Origin of the sequence: Amnibacterium flavum (assembly GCF_003097495.1) — a bacterium.
In the GTDB taxonomy this organism is placed as follows: domain Bacteria; phylum Actinomycetota; class Actinomycetes; order Actinomycetales; family Microbacteriaceae; genus Naasia; species Naasia flava.
Window position 1 is genome coordinate 1,478,203 of record NZ_QEOP01000001.1, and the last position, 12,599, is coordinate 1,490,801.

Annotated in this window: 7 protein-coding genes; 5 read left to right on the plus strand and 2 right to left on the minus strand. The window is 69.4% G+C overall.

The window, feature by feature from the left end; genetic code table 11:
• Positions 1 to 2: 2 nt before the first annotated feature.
• Together DDQ50_RS06850 and glgX are read right to left on the minus strand one after the other, a co-directional pair.
• A complete protein-coding gene (locus DDQ50_RS06850; protein ID WP_116755877.1) occupies positions 3 to 2,255 on the minus strand; it encodes a glycoside hydrolase domain-containing protein in 2,253 nt (750 codons plus the stop codon).
• Between the two features lie 167 nt (positions 2,256 to 2,422).
• Complete coding sequence (glgX, locus tag DDQ50_RS06855; protein WP_116755878.1) at positions 2,423 to 4,489, minus strand: glycogen debranching protein GlgX; 2,067 nt, start codon at positions 4,487 to 4,489, stop codon at positions 2,423 to 2,425.
• Positions 4,490 to 4,508: 19 nt separating this feature from the next.
• Here glgX and DDQ50_RS06860 point away from each other — a divergent pair, with 19 nt between their 5' ends.
• The 5 genes from DDQ50_RS06860 to DDQ50_RS06880 all read left to right on the plus strand — a co-directional run bounded on the left by DDQ50_RS06860 (position 4,509) and on the right by DDQ50_RS06880 (position 12,580).
• A complete protein-coding gene (locus tag DDQ50_RS06860) occupies positions 4,509 to 5,693 on the plus strand; it encodes a cysteine desulfurase family protein (RefSeq protein WP_116755879.1) in 1,185 nt (394 codons plus the stop codon).
• A 157-nt stretch (positions 5,694 to 5,850) separates the two neighbouring features.
• On the plus strand, positions 5,851 to 6,957 hold the full coding sequence (gene mnmA / locus DDQ50_RS06865) for a tRNA 2-thiouridine(34) synthase MnmA (protein ID WP_116755880.1): 1,107 nt from the start codon (positions 5,851 to 5,853) through the stop codon (positions 6,955 to 6,957).
• Positions 6,958 to 7,051: 94 nt separating this feature from the next.
• Positions 7,052 to 9,358, plus strand: a complete 2,307-nt coding sequence (gene ligA / locus DDQ50_RS06870) for an NAD-dependent DNA ligase LigA (RefSeq protein WP_116755881.1) — start codon at positions 7,052 to 7,054, stop codon at positions 9,356 to 9,358.
• Complete coding sequence (locus DDQ50_RS06875) at positions 9,351 to 11,108, plus strand: alkaline phosphatase family protein (RefSeq protein ID WP_116755882.1); 1,758 nt, start codon at positions 9,351 to 9,353, stop codon at positions 11,106 to 11,108. The genes ligA and DDQ50_RS06875 overlap by 8 nt, the downstream gene beginning before the upstream one ends.
• A gap of 314 nt (positions 11,109 to 11,422) precedes the next feature.
• On the plus strand, positions 11,423 to 12,580 hold the full coding sequence (locus DDQ50_RS06880) for an alpha/beta hydrolase (protein ID WP_165829727.1): 1,158 nt from the start codon (positions 11,423 to 11,425) through the stop codon (positions 12,578 to 12,580).
• Positions 12,581 to 12,599: the final 19 nt, after the last annotated feature.

The window sequence follows — 12,599 nt, forward strand, 5'->3', positions numbered from 1 at the left end:
GTTCACCCTTCTGCTGCGGTCGGCGGTGCGGGGGTCGTCGGAACGGGAGGGAAGGTCGTCGTGCGGCGTGGCGACGAGGGCGGGCGCGTCGTGGTGCCCCACGCGCCGGGTTCGGCCCCGAGCGTGATCACGAGCACGCCGCCCGCGCGGACGTCGTCGCCGCGCAGCCAGGAGCGGTCGAGCGGCTCCCCGTTGAAGCTGACCCCGTGCACGTACTGGACGGGGCCGCCGGCGACGGGCTCGGCGAATCCGTCGGCGATGACGGTGAGCGTGCCGTCGCCGACCGCGATGGTCGACCTCGCGAACGACGGCGGTCCGATCAGCACCAGGTTCTGTCCCGCGATCGGGAACAGGCCCAGGGATGCCCAGACGTACCAGGAGCTGAGCCCGCCGGAGTCGTCATTGCCGGGCAGTCCGCCGCGGCCCGTCGAATACTGTTGGTTGATGACCGCGTGCACGATCTCGGCCGTCCGGTCGGGTCGGCCGGCCCAGTAGTAGGCCCAGGGGACCTCCATGTCGGGCTCGTTGTTGAGCCCCTCGAAGCGCCCCAGCCGGTAGCCGGCGAGCAGCTCCGCCGCGTCGGGGGCGAGGCCGGGCTGGGTGACCGGGTCGGCGCCGTAGCCGAAGAACTCGTCCAGTTGCGCGACGAAGCGGTCCTCGCCGCCGGTCAGCTCGATCCGGCCGGCCATGTCGTGCAGGATCCTGAACGAGTAGTTGTGCCGGCTGCCCTCGTAGAACGTCGAGTCCTTGAGCAGGCCGGTCTCGGGGTCGAAGGCGTTAGCCCATCTCTCGGCGAGGGTGAGGAACTGCTCGGCCAGCGCCCTGTCGCCCACGTGCTCGGCGACCTGCGCCGTGCACCAGTAGCCGAAGGCGATGTCGAGCGTATGGGTGATCGGATGCGCCTCGCCGCGCTGCAGATACTCCTCGCCGTAGGTGCGGCGCAGGTCATTCGCCATGTGCACGAGCGCCCAATCCCAATCGATCCCCGGCAGCCCGAGCTGGCAGAGATCGGCTAGGAAGGTCTGCGCGAGCGCGCTCCCCTGGCGTGAGAACCGGTCGCTGCCCCGAGCCATCCGGTACCCGATCGGGAAGTTGCCCTCCTCCTCGCAGATCGTGAGCATCGCGTTCGCGAGCTCGACGGCGCGTTCGGGGACGAGTGCCGTGAGCAGCGGGAGCTGGGTGCGGTAGATGTCCCACATGGTGCTGATATCGAAGGCGAACGGGCCGTCGGAGGGCCAGAAGGGGCTCTCGTCGGGCGCCAGGCACGGCTTGATGAGCGAGTGGTAGAGCGCGGTGGCGAAGATCGTCTCGCGTGACTCCGACGTGGTCTCGACCGCGATGGTGTCGAGGTGGTCGCGCCACGACCCGGCTGTCAGCTGCTGCCTCTCCTCGAACCGGGCGGGACCCTCGCCGCAGTCGCGGTGCAGATTGCGCTTCGCCTGCTCCGTGCCGCGGAGGGAGAAGCCGAACCGCAGTTCGATCTGCTCGCCCGGCTCGCTGGGGCCCGCCCACATGACGCCGAACGGGCGCAGGGTCGTCGGGCGGATCCGGTCGAAGTCGAGCCGGGTGCCGCCGGGCATCAGGCGCCGGTCGTACCAGAGCATGCGACGCCAGTTCGGGTTGTCGCATTCGATGTGGACGGCGAGAGGTGTGCCCTCGACGACGATCTCGCCCGCCGCATACGTCGGGTCGAGCGACTCGAGATGTGCGCGAAGCGGAACCGTCGCGCCGTAGGGGATCGTCAGGCCCCCCATCGAGAAGTCGATGACGACGCGCGCGTTCCCATGCTGCGGGAAGGTGTAGCGGTGGACGGCGCTCTTGGGGCCGACCGTGATCTCGGCCCGGATGCCCGAGTCGAGCATCGCCGAGTAGGAGCCGGGCTCCGCGTGCTCGTCGACGATGTCCCAGGTCCGGCCGAGCACGTCGAGCGGCTCGACCATGGGGGTGACGCGGAAGTAGTTGTAGTACTTCCGGATCGCGCCCGTGCCCGACTGCTGGAAGTGCGTGAAGCCCGACGCGAGCTGGCCGTCGTGGAGCGTCGGCGGGACACCGTCGAGGGCGAGGTCGAAGCGTCCGTACCCCGTCGGGTAGGCGCCGGAGTAGGCGCAGGCGGACACCATCCCGAGCGGCGAGGTCGCGCCCGGATGCGTGTTCCCGATCTGCGGCTTCGGCCACCACCAGGTGTCGGCGAGCCCGGTTCGCGGCGGCAGATCGGTGACCTCGGTGCCGATGAACGGATCGACGCGGCGCGTCACCCGATGTGCCCGATCCGTCGCATGGAGCGACGTTAGGGGTGTCAGGAAGACAACCGATGGTGCCCGGGTGAACGGTGGATTAAGCCCGCGCCTCACTCCCTCGCGACTGCGGGGCCCGCCTCAGGCGGCGCCGCCCGTCGAAGAGCTGGTAAGCCAGGCGATCAGGGTTAGCGGTCGGTCCGGTCGTGAGCGCCGTGGGCGGCGAAGACCGCGATCGCCGGGCCGGAGATCAGGTACTCCTCGCCCGCCGCCAGGGACTCGCCCGACGCGAGGTCGTCGGCGCTCGTCCAGAGCAGCTCGTACTCGGTGATGCCGTCGTGGACGGGCAGCACGATGCTCCGGTCGTATTCGCCGCCGTGGACCGCGACGAGCACCATGTTCGCCTTCTCGACCGCGGGGGTCGATGCGGCGAGGAACTGGACGGTCCTGTTGCTGGGGGAGTGCCAGTCGTGGTCGGCCATGCGGTGGCCCTCGGCCGAATACCAGCTGCGCTCGGTGGCATGCGGCGTCGATTGGTCGCGGACGGCGTACTTCATGGGACGCAGCGCGGGGTTCTCGCGGCGGATGCGGAGCAGTGTGCGGGTCACCTCGACCAGCTGCTCCTGCCACTCCGTGCGCAGCCACGAGACCCAGGTCAGGTCGCTGTCGTGGCAGTAGGCGTTGTTGTTGCCGCGCTGGGTTCGCCCGTACTCGTCGCCCGCCGTGATCATCGGGATCCCGGACGAGAGCAGCAGGGTCCCCATCATGTTGCGCATCGCGCGGCGGCGGTCGGCGAGCAGCCGCGGGTCGCGGGTCTCGCCCTCGACGCCGAAGTTGAACGACCTGTTGTCGCTGGTGCCGTCGCGGTTCTGCTCGCCGTTGCCGAGATTGTGCTTGGTGTTGTAGGCGGTCAGGTCGGCGAGGGTGAAGCCATCGTGGGCGGTGACGAAGTTGACCGACGCGAGCGGGCCGCGCTCCGCCGGGAAGACGTCGGCGGATCCGGCGAGCGCGCCCGCCAGCCGGCCGATGCCCGCGGGCGGGTGCGAGTAGTGCCTCATGGCCGCGATGTCGCTCAGCCAGAAGTCGCGGACGGTACCGCGGTAGCCGTCGTTCCACTCGCTCCAGCCGGCGGGGAAGTTGCCGGTCTGCCAGCCGCCCATGCCGACATCCCACGGCTCGGCGATCATCTTCACGCCCGCGAGCTCGGGGTCGTCGCGCAGGGCGAGCAGCAGCGGGTGGTCGCGGTCGTAATGGACGCGGGCATCCCGCCCGAGCGCGGCGGCGAGGTCGAAGCGGAAGCCGTCGACCTGCATCTCGTTCGCCCAGTACTTGACCGAGTCGAGGACGAGTCGCTGCGGCACCTCGTGTCCGAAGTCGAGGGAGTTGCCGCACCCGGTCGTGTCGATGTACTGACCGTTGTCGGTCTGGCGGTAGTACCCGGCGTTGTCGATGCCGCGGAAGCTGTAGCGCGGACCGCCGATCCCCTCCTCGGCCGTGTGGTTGTAGACCACGTCGAGCAGCAGCTCGAGCCCCGCGTCGTGCAGCGACTTGACCATCTGCTTGAACTCGCGGAGAACGCCCGATGGTCCCGACTGCTGCGCGGCGCGAGAGGCGTAGGAGGGGTGCGGTGCGAAGAAGGCGAACGAGTTGTAGCCCCAGTAGTTGCTGAGCCCCTGCCCGACGAGACGGACCTCGCTGCCGAACGCATGCACGGGGAGCAGCTCGACGGCGGTGACCCCGAGATCCTTCAGGTAGGCGACCGTGCTGTCGTGGCCCAGGCCCGCGTAGCTTCCGCGCAGGACGGCCGGGACCCGCTTGCTCTGCTTGGTCAGCCCGCGCACATGGGCCTCGTAGATCACCGTGCGGTCGAGCGGCACGGCCGGTTTGGTCGTCGTTCCCCAGTCGAAGCTCTCATCGACGACGACGCCCCGCCAGTTGCCCGGTCCGAGACGCACGACGCCGCGCGCATACGGATCGAGCAGCAGGGAGGCGGGGTTGAAGGTGTCCTGCGGACCGCTCGGACCCGACACCCTGATGCTGTACCGGCGCCCCGGAGTGAGCCCCGCGGAACGCACCGACCACACGTCGTCGGCCTCGCGCACGAACGGCGCGGTCGAGGTGATCCAGAGCGGATCGGCGTCATCGAAGAGGACCAGTTCGATGGAGGACGCGTTCGAGCTCCAGACCCGGAGCTCGGGGATTCCGGAGTCGCCCCGGGAGACGCCCAGCCGCTGAAGCGCATCGACCGACGTCATGCTTTCTAGAGTATTGGTCATGGTCGCCTACCTGGATCACGCCGCGACGACTCCTCTGCATCCCGAGGTGCTCGAGGAATACGCGCGCGCCCTCGCCGTCGTGGGCAATCCGGCGTCCATCCACGGGCACGGTCAGCAAGCCAAGCGCATGCTCGAGGAGGCCCGCGAGCAGCTCGCCGAGGTGCTCGGCTGCGACAGCATCGAGATCGTCTTCACCTCGGGCGGCACCGAGGCCATCAACCTCGCGATCAAGGGGATGTACTGGTCCCGCAACTCCGCTGGCGACCGCCCCGTCATCGTGATGCCCGCGGGGGAGCACCACGCGACCGTGGACACGGTCGACTGGCTGGTCGACGCCGAGGGCGCCCGCCTCCACGAGATCGGCATCGACTCGCAGGCGCGGGTACTTCCCGGCGTACTCGACACGGCGCTCGCCGAGGACGACGGTGCCGTCGCGCTGGCGACCGTGATCTGGGCGAACAACGAGGTGGGCACGGTCCAGCCCGTCGCGGAGCTGGCTGCCGTGGCTTCCCGGCACGGCGTCCCGCTGCACTCGGACGCCGTCGGCGCACTCGGGTCCGTGCCGATCGACTTCGCCGCTTCGGGGCTCGCGGCGATGAGCGTGTCGGCTCACAAGATCGGCGGGCCCGTCGGGGTGGGCGCTCTCGTCCTCGCCCGGTCGGCCTCCGTCGTGCCTCTCCTGCACGGTGGGGGGCAGCAGCGCAAGGTCCGGTCGGGTACGCAGGATGTCGCGGGAGCCGTCGCCTTCGCCCGCGCCGCGCGGCTCGCCGCCGACCGGTTGGATGCGCATTCCGCATCCGTCCGCGAGCTGCGCGATCGGCTCGTCCGCGGCGTGCACGAGATCGCCCCCGACGCCGTGCTGCGAGGGGCACCGGACGCGCGACTCCCCGGCAATGCGCACTTCACCTTCCCCGGCTGCGACGGCGATTCCCTTCTCTTCCTCCTCGACACCGCGGGTGTGTCGGTCAGCACGGGATCGGCCTGTGCAGCCGGGGTCAGCGAGATCTCGCATGTGCTCATCGGCATGGGCGTCGAGGAGGATGACGCGCGCGGGGCACTCCGCATGACGCTCGGTCAGGGCAGCACGGCGGCCGACGTCGACGCCTTCCTCGCCGCCCTGCCCGACGCCGTCGCCCGCGCCCGGCGGGCCGGCTACTCGAGCCGAGAACCCTCCATCCGCTGACCCGGTTGCGCGGATCAGGAGATCTGCGTGGATCAGGACGATTTCCGCACGGATCGGGACCGGACCCCGTTTTCGTCCTGATGCGTGGAACCGGTCCTGATCCGTGCAGACGGCCGAGTCCGGGAGCGGGGTTCGGGTTGGCGTTTACGATTGAGGGATGCGTGTTCTTGCGGCCATGAGCGGGGGAGTGGACTCCGCCGTCGCCGCCGCGCGCGCTGTGGAGGCCGGCCACGAGGTCGTCGGCGTGCATCTCGCCCTCAGCCGCATGCCCGGCACCCTCCGCACCGGCAGTCGCGGCTGCTGCACCATCGAGGACTCGATGGACGCTCAGCGCGCCGCCAACGTCATCGGCATCCCGTACTACGTGTGGGATTTCTCCGAGAGGTTCAAGGCCGACGTCGTCGACGACTTCATCGCCGAGTACGCCGCCGGGCGCACCCCGAACCCGTGCATGCGCTGCAACGAGCGGATCAAGTTCGCGGCCCTGCTCGAGAAAGCCCTCGACCTCGGCTTCGACGCCGTCGCAACGGGCCACTACGCCACGATCCTCACCGACGAGCACGGCAACCGCGAGCTCCACCGCGCCTCCGCATGGGCGAAGGACCAGTCGTACGTCCTCGGGGTGCTCACCTCGGAGCAGCTCGCGCACGCCATGTTCCCCCTGGGCTCGACCCCGTCGAAGGCCGAGGTCCGCGCCGAAGCCGCCGCGCGCGGTCTGTCCGTGGCCGCCAAGCCCGACAGCCACGACATCTGCTTCATCTCCGACGGCGACACCCGCGGCTGGCTCTCCGAGCGGGTCGACCTGCAGCCCGGCCCCATCGTCGACCGCAACGGGGCCGAGGTCGGCCGCCACGAGGGATCCGAGTCGTACACCGTCGGTCAGCGTCGCGGACTCGGCCTCAGCGTTCCCGCTCCCGACGGCCGCCCGCGCTTCGTCCTCGAGGTCAAGCCGCGCACCAACGAGGTCGTCGTCGGACCGAAGGAGGCGCTCGCCACCTCCGAGATCGCGGGCGCGCGCTTCACCTGGGCAGGGCTCGCCCCCGCCGATCCGTCGACCCCGTTCGACTGCGACGTCCAGATCCGCGCGCACGCCGATCCGGTCCCCGCGGTCGCCGTCGTCCGCGACGGGGAGCTGGTGATCACCCCCGGTACCCCGCTCGACGGAGTCGCCCCCGGACAGACCGCGGTCGTCTACGTCGGGACCCGCGTCCTCGGCCAGTGCACCATCGACCGCACGGTCTCCGCCGTTCCCGTCACCGCCTGATCCCGGTCAGCGGACTTCGGATCCCTCTGACAGTCGGCTCCGGGTCGGCTCGGAGCGCGCCGCGCGTGTCGGCGGTCTGAGGTTGGATAGGGGCATGACCGACGAGCGCGACCCGGTGCCCGACTCGACGCCCGTCGCCCTGGCGAGCGCGGCCGACGAGGCCGCGGCCCTGACCGAGCAGATCCTGCGTCTGCGCGACGAGTACTACGACCGCGACGCGTCGACGGCGACCGACGCCGAATACGATGCACTGATCCGCAGGCTCGAAGAGCTGGAGCGACTGCACCCCGAGCTGCAGAGTCAGGACAGCCCGACCCAGACCGTCGGCGGCCGTGCCGAGACCACGCTGTTCGCGCCCGTCGAGCACGCCGAGCGCATGCTCAGCCTCGACAACGTCTTCAGCGAGGATGAGCTGCGGGCATGGGCGGCCAAGGTCGAGCGCGACGCCGGCGGTGAGCAGGTCCGCTATCTGACGGAGCTCAAGATCGACGGGCTCGCGATCAATCTCCGCTACGAGCGGGGCATCCTCGTCACGGCTGCCACCCGCGGTGACGGAGTCGTAGGCGAGGACGTCACCCAGAACGTGCTCACCATGGGCACCATCCCCGAGCGGCTCGCCGGCACGGGGCATCCCGACCTCGTCGAGATCCGCGGCGAGATCTTCTTCCCCGTCGCCCTCTTCGACGAGCTCAACGCGCGTCAGGCCGAGGCCGGTGAACGCGTGTTCGCCAATCCGCGCAACGCGGCGAGCGGATCGCTCCGGCAGAAGGAGGAGGGCAAGACTCCGGCGAGGCTCGAACTCATGCGCGACCGCATCCGGCGCCTCCGCATGCTCGTCCACGGCATCGGGGCGTGGCCCGTGAGTCAGATCGAGAGCGGAAGTGCCGACCCGAAGATCGGGCCCATCACTTCGCAATCCGAGGTCTACGCCCTGCTCGCCGAGTGGGGCCTGCCGATCTCGAGCCATTTCCGAGTGCTCGACGACATCGACGGAGCGGTCGAGTACATCCAGCGCTACGGCAAGGGCCGCGCCGGCGTCGAGCATCAGATCGACGGGGTCGTCGTCAAGGTCGACGACCTGGCGCTGCACGTCGAGCTCGGCGCGACCAGTCGTGCGCCGAAGTGGGCGATCGCCTACAAGTACCCGCCCGAGGAGGTGCACACCAAGCTGCTCGATATCGTCGTCTCCATCGGTCGCACCGGTCGGGCCACTCCGTTCGCCGTGATGGAGCCCGCCCTCGTCGCCGGATCGACGGTGCGGCAGGCGACGCTGCACAACCAGCAGGTCGTCAAGCAGAAGGGCGTGCTGATCGGCGACACGGTCGTGCTGCGCAAGGCGGGCGATGTGATCCCCGAAGTGCTCGGCCCCGTCGTGGAGCTGCGCGACGGCACCGAACGCGCCTTCGTGATGCCGGAGTTCTGCCCGGCCTGCGGCACGCGCCTCGCACCCGCTCGCGAGGACGACATCGATCTGCGCTGCCCCAATTCCCGGTCGTGTCCTGCTCAGGTGCGCGGGCGCGTCGAGCACATCGGCTCGCGGGGAGCGCTCGATATCGAGGCGCTCGGCGAGGTCGGCGCCGCAGCCCTCACCCAGCCGCTCGTTCCCGAATCGCCGCCGCTCGTCACCGAGGCGGGCCTGTTCGATCTCACTCTCGCCGATCTGTTCCCGATCGAGGTGGTGGTCCGCGATGCCGAGACCGGAATGGTCGTCGAGGAGGACGGCCGGCCCAAACGTCTCTCGCCCTATCGACGCCGCCGGGCGAAGAAGGACGGCCCCTATGATCCCGATGCCGTCGAGGGCTTCCCCGGCGATGCCGAGTACGTGCCGTCCAAACGTGCACTCGATCTCGTCACCAACCTCGAGAAGGCCAAGACCCAGCAGCTCTGGCGCATGCTCGTCGCCCTCTCGATCCGGCACGTCGGGCCCGTCGCCGCGCGTGCGCTCGCCCAGCACTTCGGTTCGATCGACGCGATGCGCGCGGCGTCCCGAGACGAGCTCGCCGCCGTCGACGGCGTGGGCCCGATCATCGCCGACGCACTGATCGACTGGTTCGCGGTGGACTGGCACGTCGAGATCCTCGACCGCTGGGCCGCCGCCGGAGTGCAGCTGGCGACACCGGGCCACCCCGGGCCCGGAGCGGCGGCCGAGGCAGGCGGCGTGCTTGCCGGGATAACGGTGGTACCCACGGGTACTCTCGACGGGTACAGCCGGGAGGGTGCTGTCGAGGCCATCCTGGCCGCGGGGGGCAAGACCGCTTCGAGTGTCTCGAAGAAGACCGATTTCGTCGCCGCCGGACCAGGGGCCGGGTCGAAGCTGGCCAAGGCCGAGCAGCTCGGCGTCCGCATCCTCAACGCTGAACAGTTCACGATCCTGCTGCGAGAAGGGCCAGACGGTGTCTGACGACCGCCCCGGAGATGACGATTCCACGCGCGAGACGCCGAAGCCGAGCCGGCGCAACTTCCTGAGGGTCGCGGGCCTCGGCGCCGCGGGTGTCGCCGCCAGCGCCGCAGCGGCCTTCGGTGTCAGCCAGCTCGGCCGCGCACCGAGCGATGCCCAGGCGCCCGTCCCGACTCCCACCGGGAGCCTTCCGCCCCGCGCGGAAGGGCCGGGTTTCGACCACCTCATCGTCGTCATGTACGAGAACCGCTCGTTCGACAACATCTTCGGCTACCTCTACGACGGTGGCGGTCTCGCCGAGGGTCAGACGTTCGAAGGGCTCACGAGCGCTCACTCGAACAGGACAGCCAAGGGCCACGAGGTCGCTGTCCATCGCTACAAGGGCAACACCGACGAGATCATGTCGAGCCCCCGCCCCGATCCGGGCGAGGAGTACCCGCACGTCAACACCCAGCTCTTCGGCACCGTCGCCCCCGAGAGCAACAAGCACAAGAAGGTCGGCAAGATGACGGCGCCGTTCAACGCGCCGACCGACGACTCCTCACCCGACATGAGCGGGTTCCTGCAGGACTACATCAACAACTACACCGCAGACCACGAGGGCAAGGAGCCCACGGAGGACGAGTACTCCGTCGTCATGGGCGCGTTCGATCCGCAGATGCTGCCGGTCTTCTCGACGCTGGCGAGGAACTTCGCGATCTACGACGCGTGGCACTGCGCGGTCCCGTCGCAGACCTTCGGCAACCGATCCTTCTTCAACGCCTCCACCTCGCACGGCTACGTGACCAACAGCGGCGACGGCGGATACAAGAAGTGGTTCGACTCCAAGAACCTCTCCCCGACGATCTTCAACCGGCTCACCGACGGCGGCCTCGACTGGGCGGTCTACTACGACGACAAGCAGATCGTCTCGATGACCGGATTCATCCACGCCCCCGCCCTCGAGCCGTACTTCAAGACCAACTTCCGGACCATGACCCAGTTCTACGAGGATGTGGCGAAGGGTCAGCTGCCCGCGTACTCGTTCGTGGAGCCGCGGATGGTCTACGACCACAACGACATGCACCCGCCGGTCGGCCCGTTGACCGAGACCGACGTCGACGGGACGATCATCGCCGGCGGAGCGGTCTCCGACGTCCGCGCCGGCGAGGCGCTGCTCCACCAGATCTACTCCGCCGTGCGTGCGAGCTCGTCGTCGACCGGATCGAACGCGATGAACACCATGCTGCTCGTCACCTTCGACGAGCACGGCGGCACCTACGACCACGTGCCGCCGCCCGCCGCGACGCCGCCCGAGCCGCAGGCCGACACCGAGATGGGATTCCAGTTCAACCGTCTCGGCGTGCGTGTGCCCGCAATCGCGATCTCGGCGTACACGGCGAAGGGCAGTGTCATCCACGACCCCATGCACCACGGCTCGGTGATCAGCACCCTCACCACCAAGTACGGGCTGCCGCCCATCACCGCCCGAGACAACGGGGCTCCGACGATCGACAACGCGACCAACCTCGCCGACCCGCGCGATCCGGTCAGCTGGCCCGAGACCCACCCGCAGTACGTTCCAGCGAACCCCGAACGCGACCTGCCGTTCGACGCCGCCGACGAGGACCGTCCGCTCAGCCCTCCCGGGGTCGGCCTGGTCGGCATGCTCATCGCGAAATACGGCACGAAGGACGACAAGGTGCCGACCTCCTACAAGCAGGCGTACGACCTTCTCACCAAGCGCGGACAGGACATCTTCGGCTCGGGTTGAGCCCGCCCTGTCCGCTGATCCGGGCGCTGAGGTTAACAGCTCGTCACGGCTCGGCGAGTCGCGAAACGGGGGACTGTCAGTGTCCTTCCGTGTGTACCTACTATGGGGGCCACGCCCGATGAAGTGAGGACGGCCCCCGCCGCCCTCTTCCCGGGCTGCGCCGCGGTCGAAGCGGTGGGTGGCTCAGGGGGTTTCGGGTGTTCACGGGTGCGGGTGCGATGGTCGTCGCGCTCAGCCTGTCACTCGGCCTTTCGCTCGGTATCACTCCCGTCCCGGCGGTCGATGCATCCGTCGCGTGCGCGAGCAATTCCTGCGTGACGACGGTCGAATCCGAGCTTCCCGACGTTCCCGCCAGCCCGGTTCCGGCCGAGAGCGACGAAGGCGCCTCGGACGATCTCGGCGAGCTGGTGACACCGCCGCCGTCGTTCGACGAGATCGAGACCTGGTGGACCGGTCTGAGCCCGGCGACCCAGGACGACCTTATCGCGGAGTCGCCCGAGCTCATCGGCAACCTCGACGGCATCGACTTCGATCTCCGCGACCGGGTCAACCGCGGACTCCTCGACTCGACCATCGCGACGCTGGAGGCGAGTCTCGAATCGGGCATGGGCAAGGCGGCGGCCGGATCGATCACCCAGCGGCTCGACATGCTGCGCGAGATCGACGAATCCCTCGAGCGCCCCACCGGGTCGCCCGAGCGGCGCCTCATCTCGCTCGACACGACCTTCCCCGGCAAGGCCGCGGTCGCCATCGGCGAGATCGAGCGGGCCGACTTCATCAGCATTCTCGTACCCGGTGCGCTCCTCTCCGTGCGGGCGCACATGTCGGAGTGGACCAAGGTCGCATCCGACCTCTACCAGTCGCAGGAGGCCTGGCAGACGACCTTCTCCGACCCGCGCTCCGTCGCGACCGTCTCGTGGATCGGCTACCAGACACCCGATGTGACCAACGCGGTCAGTCTCGACCTCGCCGAGCAGGGCGCGGAGATGCTCGCCGGTTTCGTGAACGGCCTGAAGGCGCTCCGCGCCGATCACGAGCCCTACATCTCCGTCTTCGCCCATTCCTACGGAGCGACGGCCACCACACTGGCGCTGTCCCGAGGAACGATGACGATCGATGCGCTCGCGATGATCGGCTCGCCGGGCGGTGACGTGTCGAACGTCTCGCAGCTCGGCATCGCAGGCGACAAGGTGTGGGTCGGCGAGGCGCCGTGGGACCCGATCGTCAACACCGCCTTCTTCGGCGTCGACCCGAGCGCGCCGTCCTTCGGTGCGCACCGCATGAACGTCTCGGGTTCCAGCGATCCCGTGACCGGCGCCGTGCTCACCGCGTCGGTCGGGCACGACTGGTACCTCGAGCCCGGCACCGAATCGCTGCGCAATCTCGCGCTCATCGGCATCGACCGCGGCGAGTTCGTGACCGACGGATCGGACGACGACCAGCTGAAGACCCTCGCACTGCTCGACCGCTGACCGGCGGAGGGGCGGGAGG

What these genes read in the sequence shown, in the direction of transcription:
- mnmA (WP_116755880.1), top strand. Translation starts at nt 5,851, where the DNA reads ATGCGTGTTCTTGCGGCCATGAGCGGGGGAGTGGACTCCGCCGTCGCC.
- ligA (WP_116755881.1), top strand. Translation starts at nt 7,052, where the DNA reads ATGACCGACGAGCGCGACCCGGTGCCCGACTCGACGCCCGTCGCCCTG.
- DDQ50_RS06860 (WP_116755879.1), top strand. Translation starts at nt 4,509, where the DNA reads ATGGTCGCCTACCTGGATCACGCCGCGACGACTCCTCTGCATCCCGAG.
- glgX (WP_116755878.1), bottom strand. Translation starts at nt 4,489, where the DNA reads ATGACGTCGGTCGATGCGCTTCAGCGGCTGGGCGTCTCCCGGGGCGAC.